Below are 15,808 nucleotides of genomic sequence, written 5' to 3' on the forward strand. Positions count from 1 at the left end.
AGCGGAGTACTGACGTGACAGGCTGGCAGTTCTGGGTCGACCGAGGCGGCACCTTCACCGACATCGTCGCGCGTCGCCCGGACGGCCGCCTGCTCACGCACAAGGTGCTCTCCGACAACCCGGCCCGCCCGCAGCCCGGGTCCGGCCCCGACGGCGGGTCCGGCACGGGCGGCAACCGCCCCGCCGCCCAGGCGGACGCCCCCACCGCGGACGCCACCGACGCCGCAGTCACCGGCATCCGCGCCCTCCTCGGCGACTCCCCGGAGCCCGTCGAGGCCGTCCGGATGGGCACCACCGTCGCCACCAACGCGCTCCTGGAACGCACCGGCGAACCTACCCTCCTCGTCATCACCCGCGGCTTCCGCGACGCCCTGCGCATCGCCTACCAGAACCGGCCCCGCATCTTCGCCCGCCGCATCGACCTGCCCGAACTGCTCTACGAGCGGGTGGTCGAGGCCGACGAACGCATCGCCGCCGACGGCACGGTGCTGCGCGCCCCCGACCTGGACGCGCTCGCGCCGCGGCTCCAGGAGGCGTACGACGACGGGATCCGCGCCGTCGCCGTCGTCTGCCTGCACAGCCACCTCCACCCCGCCCACGAGCGGGCCATCGGCGAACTCGCCGCCCGCACCGGCTTCCCGCAGATCTCGCTGTCCAGCGAGGTCAGCCCGCTGATGAAGCTGGTCCCGCGCGGCGACACCGCCGTGGCCGACGCCTACCTGTCGCCGGTGCTGCACCGCTACGTCCGCCATGTCGCCGACGAACTGCGCGGCGTACGGCTGATGTTCATGCAGTCCAACGGCGGGCTCACGGAGGCCGGACAGTTCCGCGGCAAGGACGCCATCCTGTCCGGGCCGGCCGGCGGCATCGTCGGCATGGCCCGCATGTCCCAGCGCGCGGGCTTCGACCGGGTCATCGGCTTCGACATGGGCGGCACCTCCACCGACGTCTCGCACTTCGCCGGCGCGTACGAGCGGGTCTTCGACACCCAGGTCGCGGGCGTGCGGCTGCGCGCGCCGATGCTCGACATCCACACCGTGGCCGCGGGTGGCGGCTCCGTGCTCCACTTCGACGGCTCCCGCTACCGGGTCGGCCCCGACTCGGCCGGCGCCGACCCCGGGCCCGCCTGTTACCGGGCCGGCGGCCCGCTCACCGTCACCGACGCCAACGTGATGCTCGGGCGGATCCAACCCGCCCACTTCCCGGCCGTGTTCGGGCCTGGCGGCGACCGGCCCCTGGACGCGGCCCTCGTCCGTGACCGGTTCACCGACCTCGCCCGCGAGATCCACCGGGCCACCGGCGACCAGCGCACCCCCGAGCAGGTGGCCGAGGGCTATCTGCGCATCGCCGTCGCCAACATCGCCAACGCGATCAAGCGGATCTCCGTCCAGAAGGGCCACGACGTCACCCGCTACGTCCTGACCACCTTCGGCGGCGCGGGCGGCCAGCACGCGTGCCGGGTCGCCGAGTCGCTCGGCATCCGCACCGTCCTCGTGCCCCCCATGGCCGGGGTCCTCTCCGCGCTCGGCATCGGCCTCGCGGACACCACCGCCATGCGCGAACAGTCCGTCGAGGCCCCTCTGGAACAGGCCGCCATGCCCGGCATCCGCGAGGCGGCCGCCGGCCTGGAGGCCGCGGCGCGCGCCGAACTCGTCGCCGAGGACGTCCCCGAGGACCGCATCCGGGTGACCCACCGCGCCCAGCTCCGCTACGACGGCACCGACACGGCCCTCACCGTCGAACTGGCCGAACCCGAGACGATGCGGGGTGCCTTCGAGGAGCGTCACCGCGCCACCTACTCCTTCACCCTCGACCGCCCGGTCGTCGTGGAAGCCCTCTCCGTCGAAGCCACCGGCGTCACCGAGCCCCCCGATCTGACCGCCCTCGCCCCGTACGAGGGACGGCCCGCCGCACCCGAGACCGTCCGCCTGCACACCGGCGGCTCCTGGCGCGACGTACCCCTGCACCGCCGCGAGGCCCTTCCTCCCGGCGAGACCGTCACCGGCCCCGCGATCATCACCGAGGCCAGTGCGACCACCGTCGTGGACCAGGGCTGGCGGGCCGCGGCCACCGACGACGGGCATCTGCTCATGGAACGCACGGCGGTCACGGAGAGTTCCCGCGCGGGCACGGAATCCGATCCGGTCCTTCTGGAGGTCTTCAACAACCTCTTCATGTCGATCGCCGAACAGATGGGCGCCCGGCTGGAGTCCACCGCCCAGTCCGTCAACATCAAGGAACGCCTGGACTTCTCCTGCGCGCTGTTCGACCCGGACGGCAACCTGGTGGCCAACGCCCCCCACATCCCCGTCCACCTCGGCTCCATGGGCACCAGCGTCAAGGAGGTCGTCCGCCGCCGCGGAACCTCGATGCGGCCGGGCGACACCTATGCCGTCAACGACCCGTACCACGGCGGCACCCATCTGCCCGACGTCACCGTGATCACCCCGGTGTTCGACACCGACACCCCGGCGGACACGGGAAGCGGCCCCAGGCTCCTCTTCTACGTCGCCTCACGGGGCCACCACGCCGAGATCGGCGGCATCGCCCCCGGCTCCATGCCCGCTCACAGCCGCACCATCGAGGAGGAGGGCGTCCTCTTCGACAACTGGCTGCTCGCCGAGGGCGGCCGCTTCCGCGAGGAGGAGACCCGGCGCCTGCTCACCGAGGCCCCCCACCCCTCCCGCAACCCCCGCACCAACCTCGCCGACCTGCGCGCCCAGATCGCCGCCAACCAGAAGGGCGTCGACGAGGTCCGCCGCATGATCGGCGAGTTCGGCCTCGACGTCGTACAGGCCTACATGCGGCACGTCCAGGACAACGCGGAGGAAGCCGTCCGCCGCGTCATCGACGCCCTGGACGACGGCGCGTACGCCTACGAGACCGACTCCGGCGCCGTCATCCGCGTCCGGGTCCGCGTCGACCGGGCCGAACGCCGCGCCACCATCGACTTCACCGGCACCTCCGCCCAGCTGCCGACCAACTTCAACGCCCCCTTCGCCGTCGTCAACGCGGCCGTCCTGTACGTCTTCCGCACCCTGGTCGCCGACGACATCCCGCTCAACGACGGCTGCCTGCGCCCCCTGGACATCGTCGTACCGCCCGGCTGCCTGCTCGCCCCGAGGCCGCCGGCCGCCGTCGTCGCCGGCAACGTGGAGACCTCCCAGGCCATCACCGGCGCCCTGTACGCCGCGCTCGGCGTGCAGGCCGAGGGCTCCGGCACGATGAACAACGTCACCTTCGGCAACGAACGCCACCAGTACTACGAGACCGTCGCCTCCGGCTCCGGAGCGGGCGACGGCTTCCCCGGCGCCGACGTCGTGCAGACCCACATGACCAACTCCCGGCTCACCGACCCCGAGATCCTGGAGTGGCGGCTGCCCGTCCGCCTGGAGGAGTTCGCCGTCCGGCGCGGCAGCGGCGGCGCCGGCACCTGGCACGGCGGTGACGGCGCCGTGCGCCGCATCCGGTTCCTGGAGCCCATGACCGTCTCCACCCTCTCCCAGCACCGCCGCGTGCCCCCGTACGGCATGGCGGGCGGCGAGCCCGGCGCGCTCGGCGCCAACCGGGTCGAGCGGACCGGCGGCGGCGTCACCGATCTCGGCGGCAGCGGTTCCACCGAGGTCGGCCCCGGCGACGTACTCGTCATCGAAACCCCCGGTGGCGGCGGCTACGGCCGCCCGTCGCCCGAACCCAGCAAGCAGGAGAAGTGAACGATGGTCCTCGGGCGTTCTGAGCACGGCGATTCCCCGGTCGAGCCCGTCACGCTCAAGATCCTGGTGGCGGGCGGCTTCGGCGTGGGCAAGACCACCCTGGTCGGCGCGATCAGCGAGATCCGGCCGCTGCGCACCGAGGAGCAGCTCACCGAGGCCGGACGCCCCGTCGACGACACCACCGGGGTGGAGGCCAAGAGGACCACCACCGTGGCCATGGACTTCGGCCGGATCACCCTGCGCGAGGACCTGGTGCTGTATCTCTTCGGCACGCCCGGACAGGAGCGGTTCTGGTTCATGTGGGACGAGCTGTCCGAGGGCGCGCTCGGCGCCGTCGTGCTCGCCGACACCCGCCGCCTGGAGGACTGCTTCGCCGCCGTCGACTACTTCGAACGGCGCTCCATACCCTTCCTGGTCGCCGTCAACTGCTTCGAGGGGGCCGCCCGTTACCCCTCCGAGTCGGTGCGCCAGGCGCTCGACCTGGACCCCGGGGTGCCCGTGGTGCTCTGCGACGCCCGCGACCGGGAGTCGGCCAAGGGCGTACTCATCGACCTCATCCAGCACGCCATGCGCTACTCGGCCGCACGCCGCCGGCCGGTCGCCGGCTGAACGGCGGGACGGGTCGAGCGTGCCCGAGCGGTGCCCTCACCAGCCCCGCTCGACGGCCGCCCGCCCCACCTGCGCCCCCGCCGCGCCGCCGCGCCGTACCTCGTGTCCGGCCAGCCCCGCGCGTCCGAGCACCCAGCTCGCCCCGCCGAGGGCCTTGGCGGCCTGCTTCAGCGGCGCCAGCCGGGCGGCCGCCTGGCGGTGGTCGTGCACACTGCCCGGCCCGCACACCACGGTCGCCAGCGACAGCGTGACCGGCAGCCCGCCCGCCGACCAGGGCGCGTCGAGCACGGCCGCGGCCAGCGGCCCGAGCACCTCCTCGTCGGCCAGCACCAGGAAGTCGTCCCCGCCGATGTGCCCCACCCGCGCCTGCCCGGCGACCGCCTGCGTCAGCGCCCGTCCCACCGAGCGGATCAGCTCGTCGCCCGCGGCGAACCCGGCACCGTCGTTCACCTTCTTGAAGTGGTCGATGTCCAGCCAGCTCAGCGCGAACGGCCGCCCGTCCGCGATCCGCCGGTCCACCTCGCCGGTGATCGCGTCCGAACCGGGCAGCCTGGTCAGCGGATTGAGCCCGGCCGCCTCCTCCACCCGGCTCTCGGCCAGTGCCCGCACCAGGTCCGCGAGCCGTACGACGCCCACGCACCGCCCGTGCGCGTCGACCACCGCCACGTCGTCGCTGGTCCGGTCCCGGCCGCCGATCGCCACCACGTCCAGCACCTCCCAGGCGGTGGCGTCCGCCCCCACCGTGCGCGGCGCGTCCCCGAGTCTCGCGGCGGGCCGGTCGGCGTACAGGGCGTGCCCGTAGCGCCCGGACATCGACAGCAGGAACCGCGAGCGGTGCACCGAGCGCACGGGCCGGCCCGCCTGGTCCACCAGGAGCACCCCGGAGACGTCCGGCGAGCCGGTCAGCAGCGCCCGCACCTGCCCGGCCGACGCCGTCGACGGCAGCACGGCGGCCGGGCGCACGAACTCCCGCACCGACGGCCCGGTCCTCGGCACCGCCGGGGCGGCGGGGGAGAAGGGCGGCACATAGACGTCCGCCGCGGGGATCCGGGCAGGCGGCGCGAACAGTTCGCCCTGCGCCCACTGGGCCCCCGCCGACACCGCCGCCGCGTACTGCCTCTCGGTCTCCACCCCCTCCACGGCGACGAGGGCGGCCAGTTCGTCGCACAGCGTGCGCATCGCCCGTACCGCCGCCGGCCGGTCCAGCAGGGAGGCGTCCAGCTTGACCAGATCGGGGCGGAGGTCGGTGAGCAGCCGCAGCGGCACATCGCCGTCCCCGACCCCGTCCGCGCTGATCCGGAACCCCTGCTCCCGCAGCGCGGCCACCGCCTCCAGGAGCGCCCGTTGCGGCACATGCGTATAGGGCGGTACGACGTCCAGGGTCACCTCCCAGGACCCCCGCCCCGCCGCCCGCACCGCGTCGTGCAGCGGGGTGAGGCCGCCGAGGTCCGCGAGCGTGGCCGCGAACACGTTCACGTGCAGCGGCAGCAACCGCTCCCTGCGCATGGCCGCACGGAGCGCCCACACGGTCAGCGCGCCGTCGAGTTCGGGGTCACGGCGGGCCTCGGCCAGGATGTCGCCGCTCTCCGGCCGGGCGAGTGCCTCCAGTGCGGCGACCGCGCCCGTCCTCAGGTTGACCAGCGGCTGGAAGGCGAAGCGGAGAGTGTCCGTCCAGGAGTGCACGGGAGCATGATGGCGCCGCGCGCGTGCGCCCAGGGTCAGTTCATGAGACGTTCACACAGGATTCCCGGTCGATCACACAGCGTGGCGGTCGCCAAGCTGTCCCCTGTCCCCCTGCGACGGCCCGGACCGGTACCCATGGCCTCCCCGCCCGGCGGATCTGACATGACGTCAGAAGCGTGTCGCGGTCGACGGGAAGGGGGCAGACCGTGCCGGTTCCGGACAACATCACTTACGGAAGACGTCCCTCCTGTGATCGGATACAGTCCGCGCGTGTCCGAAAATCAGCAATCAACCGCCAACTCCGCGCCGGGATCGCACTGTTCCGCCTGCGGGGTGCCCTATGGAGAGGGCGTCACCGGCTGGCCGCGCACCTGTCCGTCCTGCGGCACCGTCGCCTACCGCAATCCACTGCCCGTGGCGATCGCGCTCCAGCCCGTGTACGACACCGAGGGCACCGCCCTGGTCGTCATCACCCGAACCGTCGCCCCCGCCCACGGCGGCATCGCCCTGCCCGGCGGCTACGTCGACGACCGCGAGGACTGGAAGCAGGCCGTCGTCCGCGAACTCAAGGAGGAGACCGGCATCGACGCGGCCGCCCGCGACGTGCGCCTCGTCGACGCCATGAGCTCCCCCGACGGCCATCTGCTCCTCTTCGGCCTGCTGCCCGAACGCCCCGCCGACGTCCTTCCCCCCTCCGGCCCCACGTCCGAGACCGAGGGCTGGCACCTGCTGCGCCGCCCCGAGGACCTCGCCTTCCCGCTGCACAGCGTCGCCGTACGGGCCTGGTTCGAGGGCCGTTACTGACCCACCGGACCGAGCGGGCGCCCGTACGCGCCGGGCTTACCCGACCGCCTCGCGCGCCCGGCCGCACCCGGGCGTCGCCGGCCGTCCGGCCGACCGGGCCGTGTGCACCGGCGGCCCCGACCCCTGCCGGCACTCGCCCCGCCGACCCGCGCATACCCGGCTCACTTGCCCGCTGGGCATGTCCGACGGGAGCCGGATGTCCGGGGGTGTGCGGCTCACCGGCGTCCGGGCGTGCCTGGTCCCGGCTGCTGTGCGGTGTGGCTTGTGCGCTTTCCGGGTGTGCCGGGCTGTGGTTGCCGGGGTGTCCGGTTCGTCGCGGGCGCGGGTGGGCGTCTGCGCGCGCCGGTTCCGTCCACCGTCCGCTCTCGGTTGGTTCGCCCTTGCGCGTGTCCGGCGTTCTTGTCTGCTGAGGTCCGGCCTCGGGTGTCTGGGCACACCTGGCGGCACCGGGCCATCCGTGCGTGCCCCGTCCTGACCGCTGTCCGCGCCCGGTCCCCCGCCTGACAGGCTCCCCGGATCCCTCGGACGCCTCCGACTCACCCGCGCCTTCGGCCCCTCCGACTCACCCGCGCCTTCGGACCGTCCGGCTCACTCGGGCACCCGCACCCGTCCCGCCGAGCCCCGGCACTTCACCGCCCAGCCTCCCCGTCCAAGCCCCCCCGCACCCACCCCCGAGCCCCCGGCACCTTCACACCCCACGCCGGCTCACCCGAGCCCCCGCACCCGTACCGGCCGGCCAGGCTCGCCCGTGCCGTCCTCTCCTTCCCGAGTGACCACCACGTTCCCGCCCTGTCGGCGGGCCACATACCGTTCGAGCCCCGGTTCGTCCCAGCCGTCGCCCGCGTCCGGCACCACCAGGCCGCCCCCGGTCCGGCCGGGCGCCGGTGCCCACACCTCCAGTTCGAGCCCGTCGTCGCCGCGCACCGGCAAGACCGCGCCCGCCCGCGCGAACACGGGTATCCGGGACAGCGGCGCGTCCACGACAACCGACCCGGGGCCCTCGTACACCCGCTCCGTCGCCGTGTCGTACCACCGCCCCCGGGGCAACCGCACCACGCGCCGCTCCGCGCCCGGCTCCAGCACGGGCGCCACCAGCAGGCTGTCGCCCAGCAGGAACGCGTCCTCGCAGTCACGCAGGGCCCGGTCCTCCGGCGCGCTCCACCACACCGGGCGCACATAGGGCGCGCCGGTGCGCCGGGCCAGATGGGAAAGCGTCACGAAGTACGGCAGCAGCCGCCGGCGTTCGAGCAGCGCGGCGCGCGCGTGCTCCAGCACCTCGGGCCCGAACTCCCACGGCTCACGGCGCCCCGCCCGCAGGCTCGCGTGGGTGCGGAACAGCGGCAGGTACGCGCCCAGCTGGAACCAGCGCAGATACAGCTCCGGCGACGGGCTGCCGTCGAAGCCGCCCACGTCGGGACCCGAGTACGGCACCCCGCACAGGCCGAGCCCCAGCACCAGTGACAGAGACGCCCGGAGCCCCGGCCAGCCCGTCGCCACATCGCCCGACCACGTGCCGCCGTAACGCTGCATCCCCGCCCAGCCCGACCGCGTGAACAGGAACGGCCGCTCGTGGGGCACCAGTTCGCGCAGGCCCTCGTAGCCCGCGCGCGCCATGCACAGCCCGTACACGTTGTGCGCCTCGCGGTGGTCCCCGCCGCGCCCCTCCAGGGCGTGCCGGGCCGAGCGGGGCAGCGTGGTCTCACCGAAGGCGTTGAAGGACACCGGCTCGTTCATGTCGTGCCAGAACCCGGCGAAGCCCTGCGCGAGGCGCTCCTCGTACAGCCCGCCCCACCAGTCGCGCACCCGCGGATGCGTGAAGTCCGGATAGACGGACTCGCCCGCCCACACCACCCCGCGCACCGGCCGCCCCGAAGGATCCCGCACGAACGCGTCCACCGCCGTGCCGCCCTCGTACACCGCGTTGCCCGGCGCCACCTTCACGGCCGGATCGACGATCGACACCAGCCGGATCCCGTCCCGGCGCAGTTCCTCCGCGAGTACCGGCAGCTTCGGGAACCGCTCCTGGTCGACGGTGAACACCTGGTGGTCGTCGTAGTGGTCGATGTCCAGATGGACGGCGTCCAGGGGCAGCCCCCGCTCCTGGTAGCCCGAGACGATCCGGCGCACCTCCTGCTCGCTGCCGAACCCCCAGCGCGCGTGATGGTGACCGAGCGCCCAGGCCGGCGGCAGCGCCGGCGCGCCGGTCAGCGAGGCCCAGGTGTGCAGCACCCGCGACGGCGGGCCCACCATCACCCAGCAGCGCAGCGGACCGCCGTCCATCCGCAGCTCGCAGCGCCCCGCCCGGTCGTGCCCGGACCCCGCGCCCTCCTCGCCCTCGCGCAGCAGCACCGTGCCGTCCCACGTGGTGTCGTGGAACACCAGATGCGTCCCCGCGTCCGCCACCACCAGCTGCACCGGCATCGTCAGGTACAGCGGATCGTCACCGGGTTCGAACGAACCGCCCGGATCGGTGTTCCACAGCCGGTACGACCCGTCCCGCAGCCGGGGCCCGGACGCGCGCCCGCCGAGCCCGAAGAACCGGGCGTCCGCCGCCACCTCCGAGCGCTGCATCCACCGCGCCGCACCCCCGTCGACCGGTTCCCACCAGCGCGGCGGCAGCTCCCGGCGCAGCACCACGCCGCCCGGCGTGCACACCTCCACCGCGCCGAGCCGCGAGACGACGACCGTCACCCGCTCGGCCACCACCCGCCAGCCGCCGTCCTTGTCGGGCTCCAGCACCGCCCGCGGATCCGGCTCGGGACAGTTCCGCGCCAGCGCGTACGACGGCTGCGGTGCCGCCCCGTCCCAGCCCCAGAACACCGCGCCGTTCACGGCGACGGTGACCCGCAGCTCCGACCGGCCGAACCGGATCACCCCACCCCCGGGCCCCGGCTCCACACTCTCCACCCGCCCCGGAACCCGCGCCCGCTCCGCACCCCGCCGCGGCAGCGCGGCGGCGTCGATCCGCCGTCTGCGCCACGCCGCCCGCACCCCCCGAGCCGCCCGTCCCGAACCGATCACACGCACCGAACGCACCAGGTCACGACCGTCCATGCTGCTCACCCTGCCACCGAGCGCCCCGTGCGCGCGTGCCGTTCAATTTCCGTTCACCTCCGCCGGGACCCGCCGTTTCACCGAACCCGCCGCCTCACCAGGCGGATGATACGAAGCTCACCCTGGTGCGGAAGTCGATCACGTGGCATCGTCCCTGTCAGCCGCGTCACGCGCACACCCCAGCCGTGCGCGGACCGACGCACACGACGCGTAGAGTCCGGGAGCCGCCCCATGTCGACCGCGAACCCCCAGCCGCTCTGGCAGCCCGATCCGGAGCGGATCGCCCAGGCACGCATCACCGCGTTCCAGGCATGGGCCGCCGCCCACCACGGGGCCCCGGCCGACGGCGGCTACGCCGCGCTGCACCGCTGGTCCGTCGACCACCTGGACACCTTCTGGAAGGCCGTCGTCGAGTGGTTCGACGTCCGCTTCTCCACGCCCTTCACGCAGGTGCTCGGCGACCGTGCCATGCCCGGCGCCCGGTGGTTCCCCGGAGCCACCCTCAACTACGCCGAGCACGCCCTGCGCGCCGCCGCGGACCGCCCCGACCAGCCCGCCCTGCTGCACGTGGACGAGACCCACGAACCGCAGCCCGTGACCTGGGCCGACCTGCGCCGCCAGGTCGGCTCGCTGGCCGCCGAACTGCGCGCCCTCGGCGTCCGCCCCGGCGACCGCGTCAGCGGCTACCTGCCCAACATCCCCCAGGCCGTCGTCGCCCTCCTCGCCACCGCCGCCGTCGGCGCCGTGTGGACCTCCTGCGCCCCCGACTTCGGCGCCCGCAGCGTCCTCGACCGCTTCCAGCAGGTCGAACCCGTCGTCCTGTTCACCGTCGACGGCTACCGCTACGGCGGCAAGGAGCACGACCGCCGCGACACCGTCGCCGAACTGCGCCGCGAACTGCCCACCCTGCGGGCCGTCGTGCACATCCCGCTGCTCGGCACCGAGGCGCCCGAGGGCACCCTCGAATGGTCCGCCCTGACCGCCGGCGACACCGAGCCCGTCTTCGAACAGGTTCCGTTCGACCACCCGCTGTGGGTGCTCTACTCCTCCGGCACGACCGGCCTGCCCAAGGCCATCGTCCAGTCCCAGGGCGGCATCCTGGTCGAACACCTCAAGCAACTGGGCCTGCACTGCGACCTCGGCCCCGAGGACCGCTTCTTCTGGTACACCTCGACCGGCTGGATGATGTGGAACTTCCTCGTCTCCGGCCTGCTCACGGGCACGACGGTCGTCCTGTACGACGGCAGCCCCGGATACCCCGACACCGGTGCCCAGTGGAACGTCGCCGAACGCACCGGCGCCACCCTCTACGGCACCTCCGCCGCCTACGTCATGGCCTGCCGCAAGGCCGGCGTCCACCCGGCCCGCGACTACGACGTCTCGCGCGTCAAGTGCGTCGCCACCACCGGCTCCCCGCTGCCGCCCGACGGCTTCCGCTGGCTGCACGACGAGGTCCGCGAGGACCTGTGGATCGCCTCCGTCAGCGGTGGCACCGACGTGTGCTCCTGCTTCGCGGGCGGCGTGCCGACCCTGCCCGTGTACACCGGCGAGCTCCAGGCCGCCGCCCTCGGCACCGACCTCCAGGCATGGGACCCCGATGGCAGGCCCCTCGTGGACGAGGTGGGCGAACTCGTCGTCACCCAGCCCATGCCCTCCATGCCGATCCGCTTCTGGAACGACCCCGACGGCAGCCGGTACCACGACAGCTACTTCGACACCTACCCCGGCGTCTGGCGCCACGGCGACTGGATCACCCTCACCGGGCGCGGCACCGTGATCATCCACGGCCGCTCCGACTCGACCCTCAACCGGCAGGGCGTCCGCATGGGCTCCGCCGACATCTACGAGGTGGTGGAGCGACTGCCCGAGATCAGGGAATCCCTGGTCATCGGCATCGAACAGCCCGACGGCGGCTACTGGATGCCGCTGTTCGTGCACCTCGCCCCGGGCGCCACCCTGGACGACGCGCTCCTCGACAAGGTCAAGCGGTCCATCCGCGAACAGCTCTCGCCGCGGCACATCCCCGACGAGATCATCGAGGTGCCCGGCGTGCCGCACACGCTCACCGGCAAGCGCATCGAGGTCCCCGTCAAGCGCCTGCTCCAGGGCACCCCGCTGGAGAAGGCGGTCAACCCCGGCTCCATCGACGACCTCACGCTGCTCGCCTTCTACGAGGAGCTGGCCCGCAAGCGCGGCTGACGCCCCGCCCGTACGACCGGCCCCGGACCACCGCGCACGGCAGCGGAGTCCGGGGCCGCCTCATGCGTCATGAAAGCCGCAGGTCATCGGCCTCACACCGGGCCGTTGTCAGTGCCTCCGACTACGGTGAGTGAGCACTGATCGACCGCGCACACATGGGGGAAACATGGCGCACACCGACCGGACCATGCGCAGCGTCCTGCGCCGCGAGATCGCCGGCACCATCGGCCTGCTCGCCGACGAACACGACTTCCGCGCCATGCGGCGCTACCGCAGCTTCACCTTCGACGACCACGCCACCTACCTCCGGCAGGTCGAGGCCGTCCTCGAGAAACGCGCCGCGTACGGAGGCCACACCACTCTCGCCCTGTTCGATCCCGAGGACTACGCCGTGTACTGCGCCGAGACCGGCCTGGACCCGGACCTCCCCGCGACCCGGACCAGGTTCACCGCGGAACTCGCCGCCACCGGACCCACCGTCCCCTACGACGGCCGCCCGCTCGCCGCCCTCGTGCCGACCCTGGTGGACGAGGCCGTACGCCGGGCCACCTGGGAGTACGCCACCACGCTCCTGACCCGCCTCGGCCCCTGCCCCACCTGTGGCGAGGACATCGGCCGGGCCGCCTTCACCCGCGCCTCCGACCTCCTGGTCCGCATCCTCGACACCGCGCCACCCGGCGACCGGCACCTGGTGTGCACCGTCCTGGGGCCACCGGAAACCCTGGTCTCCGTCCTCCACGGCGACGAGGACGCGCACGGCGCCACCCGCCTGGACGAGGCCGAGGCCCTGGAATTCACCAGCGTCCTCGCCCTGGGCCTCGCCACCCGCAGCCCCGGTGGGCTCGTCCTGCGCGCCGGCGCGCCCGGCGCCGCGGACCGCGTCCACGGCTGGCGGCTGCGCGCCGGCGCCCTCGAACCGCTCACCGCGGCCGAGGTCTTCGACGCCTACTGCACCGACGCCGAGTCCGGCGACCTCATCGCCCCGGAACCGGGCGTCGACTACTGCGCACCACCGGACCTGGGGGAGAGGAGCGGGGCGGACGACCACCGCCACTGACCGGCCCACCGGCACGCGACGGGGGCGCCCCACCCGAAGGCGGGACGCCCCCGCGCACCCGGCCGCGCGGCTACTCGCCGGACAGCACACCCCGAGCCGCTGCCCGCGCCTCCTCGGCGCTGTCCGCCGCGCGCGCCGCCGCCGCGGCCCGCTCGCACTGCGCCAGCGTGAACTTCGCCAGCGTCGCCCGCACATAGGGAAGCGACGCCGCACCCATCGACAAGGAGGTGACCCCCAGACCGGTCAGCACACAGGCCAGCAGCGGATCGGACGCCGCCTCACCGCACACCCCGCAGCTCTTGCCCTCGGCACGGGCCGCTTCCGCGGACAGCGCGACCAGGTCGAGGAGCGCGGGCTGCCAGGGGTCCTGCAACCGCGACACCGCCCCCACCTGCCGGTCCGCCGCGAACGTGTACTGCGCGAGGTCATTGGTCCCGAGCGACAGGAACTCGACCTCCTGAAGGATCGACCGCGCCCGCAGCGCCGCCGACGGGATCTCCACCATGGCCCCGAACTTCGCCCGCAGGCCCGCCGCACGGCACGCGTCCGCGAACGCCCGCGCGTCCGTGCGGTCCGCCACCATGGGCGCCATCACCTCCAGGTAGACGGGCAGTCCTTCGGCGGCCTTCGCCAGCGCGGTCAGCTGGGTGAGCAGGACATCGGGATGGTCCAGCAGCGTCCGCAGCCCCCGCACGCCCAGCGCGGGGTTCGGCTCGTCCGCCGGGGTCAGGAAGGCCAGCGGCTTGTCCGCGCCCGCGTCCAGCACCCGTACGACCACCCGGCCCTCGGGGAACGCCTCCAGCACCTGCCGGTAGGCCGCGACCTGCTTCTCCTCGGAAGGAGCGTTCTCACTGTCGTCCAGGAACAGGAACTCCGTACGGAAGAGCCCGACGCCCTCGGCACCGGCCGCCACCGCCGCCGGCACGTCCGCGGGACCGCCCACGTTGGCCAGCAGCGGCACCTTGTGCCCGTCCGCCGTCGCGCCGGGACCGGTCGAGGCGGCCAGCGCGGCCCGGCGCTCGGCGGCCTGTGCCGTCAGCCGCTCCTTCTTCTCCTCGCTCGGGTGTACGAACACCTCACCGGTGCTGCCGTCCACCGCGACCACCGTGCCCTCGGCCAGTTCGACCGCGCCCGGCAGCGCCACCACGGCCGGCACACCCAGCGCCCGCGCGAGGATCGCGCTGTGACTGGTGGGACCGCCCTCCTCGGTCACGAACCCGAGCACCAGAGAGGGGTCGAGCAGCGCGGTGTCGGCCGGCGCCAGGTCACGCGCCACCAGTACATAGGGGTGGTCGCTGTCCGGCACACCCGGCATGGGCACGCCCAGCAGCCGGGCGACGATGCGGTTCCGCACGTCGTCGAGGTCGGCCACCCGGCCGGCCAGATACTCACCGGCTCCGGCCAGCAGCTCCCGGTACGCGGCGAAAGCGTCGTACACCGCGCGCTCGGCCGTGCTGCCGACGGCGATCCGCCGGTCCACGTCCGCCATCAACTCGGGGTCCTGGGCCATCATGGCCTGCGCCTCGAGCACCGCCTGGGCCTCACCGCCGGCCAGGTTGCCGCGCGCCATCAGATCGGCGGCCACGGCGCCGACCGCCTGGCGGGCGCGGCCCTGCTCGCGCTCCGCCTCCTGCGCGGGGATCTGCTTCGCCGGCGGCTCCAGGACCGCCGTGCCCATGTGCCGGACCTCGCCGATCGCCACGCCATGGCTCACACCGACGCCTCGCAGCGTTGTCTCCATCTCACCCGTCTCCGGATAGTGCGGCGGGCCCCCGCCGCGGTGGGTCGTCCTGTACGCCGTCCTCATGACGGCACTGCCGTCAGTTCCAGGAGAAGAGGTCCGCGCCGGCCGTCACGTCACCGCTCTCGCGGAGGCCGGAGAGGGCGTCGGCCGTCGCTTCCAAGGCGACGACGGGGCACACCGGCGACTTGCCGGCCTTCTCGACGGCCGCGGGGTTCCAGCGCACGACCGCCTGTCCGCGCTTCACGGTGTCACCCTTGCTGACGAGCAGTTCGAAGCCCTCGCCGTTGAGCTGCACCGTGTCGATGCCGAGGTGGGTGAGCACGCCGTGCCCGCTGTCGTCGACCACGACGAAGGCGTGCGGGTGCAGGGAAACGATCACACCGTCCACGGGCGACACGGCCTCGGAGGCCTCACGCACCGGATCGATCGCGGTGCCGGGGCCGACCATCGCCCCGGAGAAGACGGGGTCCGGCACGGCGGCCAGTCCGATGGCACGTCCTGCGAGAGGGGACGTCACGGTGGTCATGGGAGCCTCCCAGAAGTGGAGCTGCTCGCGGGCCTGAGCAGCAGGGTATGTCATGTGAAGTGGCGGTTCCGGATGAAAGCTAGCAGCTAGTGGTCTAGACCACCAACCCGACCGATTTGCATGCCCTTCCGGGACCCGTGTACTGTCGTACCCCTGCCCGGGACGGAGCGACGCGAAAGTGTCCTCGCCCGACAGAAAACCAAACTCGCAGGTCCTGACTCTGGATCTCCTTCTGCATGCTCGCAGAACGGCGGTCAGGAAGACGGAAAAAGCCTGATAGAGTTTGAAACATCGAAGGGAAGCCCGGAGGAAAGCCCGAGAGGGTGAGTACAAAGGAAGCGACCGTTCCTTGAGAACTCAACAGCGTGCCAAAAGTCAACGCCAGATATGTTGATACCCCGTCCATCGGATCACCGATG

At 73.3% G+C, this 15,808-nt stretch carries 9 protein-coding genes; 5 read left to right on the forward strand and 4 right to left on the reverse strand.

Features of this window, described 5'->3' with window-relative positions:
* Window positions 1-14 precede the first annotated feature (14 nt).
* Both QSK45_RS26190 and QSK45_RS26195 read left to right on the forward strand, forming a co-directional pair.
* Window positions 15-3,713: a hydantoinase B/oxoprolinase family protein gene (locus tag QSK45_RS26190; protein WP_490993620.1), complete on the forward strand. Its 3,699-nt coding sequence runs from the start codon at window positions 15-17 to the stop codon at window positions 3,711-3,713.
* A 3-nt stretch (window positions 3,714-3,716) separates the two neighbouring features.
* Window positions 3,717-4,322 carry a GTP-binding protein gene (locus tag QSK45_RS26195; RefSeq protein WP_285561020.1) on the forward strand — a complete coding sequence of 202 codons (606 nt, stop codon included), beginning with the start codon at window positions 3,717-3,719 and terminating at the stop codon, window positions 4,320-4,322.
* A gap of 36 nt (window positions 4,323-4,358) precedes the next feature.
* Here QSK45_RS26195 and QSK45_RS26200 read toward each other — a convergent pair whose 3' ends face one another.
* Entirely contained in the window at window positions 4,359-6,005 is a 1,647-nt protein-coding gene (locus QSK45_RS26200; protein WP_285561022.1) for a GGDEF domain-containing protein, read from the reverse strand.
* Window positions 6,006-6,275: 270 nt separating this feature from the next.
* Between QSK45_RS26200 and QSK45_RS26205 the strand changes: the two genes are divergently transcribed.
* The gene (locus QSK45_RS26205; RefSeq protein ID WP_285561025.1) at window positions 6,276-6,809 is read left to right on the forward strand and encodes an NUDIX domain-containing protein; all 534 of its coding nucleotides are present in this window, start codon (window positions 6,276-6,278) and stop codon (window positions 6,807-6,809) included.
* Window positions 6,810-7,514: 705 nt separating this feature from the next.
* On the opposite strand, the gene QSK45_RS26210 is transcribed toward QSK45_RS26205, so the two are convergent.
* Window positions 7,515-9,863 carry a glycoside hydrolase family 31 protein gene (locus QSK45_RS26210; RefSeq protein ID WP_285561027.1) on the reverse strand — a complete coding sequence of 783 codons (2,349 nt, stop codon included), beginning with the start codon at window positions 9,861-9,863 and terminating at the stop codon, window positions 7,515-7,517.
* A 231-nt stretch (window positions 9,864-10,094) separates the two neighbouring features.
* On the opposite strand from QSK45_RS26210, the gene QSK45_RS26215 reads away from it, so the two are divergent.
* Window positions 10,095-12,062: an acetoacetate--CoA ligase gene (locus tag QSK45_RS26215; protein ID WP_285561029.1), complete on the forward strand. Its 1,968-nt coding sequence runs from the start codon at window positions 10,095-10,097 to the stop codon at window positions 12,060-12,062.
* A 166-nt stretch (window positions 12,063-12,228) separates the two neighbouring features.
* A complete protein-coding gene (locus QSK45_RS26220; RefSeq protein WP_285561031.1) occupies window positions 12,229-13,119 on the forward strand; it encodes a DUF8829 domain-containing protein in 891 nt (296 codons plus the stop codon).
* 70 nt (window positions 13,120-13,189) lie between these two features.
* Here QSK45_RS26220 and ptsP read toward each other — a convergent pair whose 3' ends face one another.
* A complete protein-coding gene (ptsP, locus tag QSK45_RS26225) occupies window positions 13,190-14,860 on the reverse strand; it encodes a phosphoenolpyruvate--protein phosphotransferase (protein WP_285561033.1) in 1,671 nt (556 codons plus the stop codon).
* A 79-nt stretch (window positions 14,861-14,939) separates the two neighbouring features.
* On the reverse strand, window positions 14,940-15,389 hold the full coding sequence (locus tag QSK45_RS26230; protein WP_285561037.1) for a PTS sugar transporter subunit IIA: 450 nt from the start codon (window positions 15,387-15,389) through the stop codon (window positions 14,940-14,942).
* Window positions 15,390-15,808: the final 419 nt, after the last annotated feature.

Source organism: Streptomyces hygroscopicus subsp. hygroscopicus (assembly GCF_030269125.1).
Classification (GTDB): domain Bacteria; phylum Actinomycetota; class Actinomycetes; order Streptomycetales; family Streptomycetaceae; genus Streptomyces; species Streptomyces hygroscopicus_C.

Excerpts from the sequence above, each read along its gene's own strand:
- QSK45_RS26195 (WP_285561020.1), top strand. The coding sequence starts at position 3,717 with ATGGTCCTCGGGCGTTCTGAGCACGGCGATTCCCCGGTCGAGCCCGTC.
- QSK45_RS26210 (WP_285561027.1), bottom strand. The coding sequence starts at position 9,863 with ATGGACGGTCGTGACCTGGTGCGTTCGGTGCGTGTGATCGGTTCGGGA.
- QSK45_RS26215 (WP_285561029.1), top strand. The coding sequence starts at position 10,095 with ATGTCGACCGCGAACCCCCAGCCGCTCTGGCAGCCCGATCCGGAGCGG.
- QSK45_RS26220 (WP_285561031.1), top strand. The coding sequence starts at position 12,229 with ATGGCGCACACCGACCGGACCATGCGCAGCGTCCTGCGCCGCGAGATC.
- ptsP (WP_285561033.1), bottom strand. The coding sequence starts at position 14,860 with ATGGAGACAACGCTGCGAGGCGTCGGTGTGAGCCATGGCGTGGCGATC.
- QSK45_RS26230 (WP_285561037.1), bottom strand. The coding sequence starts at position 15,389 with ATGACCACCGTGACGTCCCCTCTCGCAGGACGTGCCATCGGACTGGCC.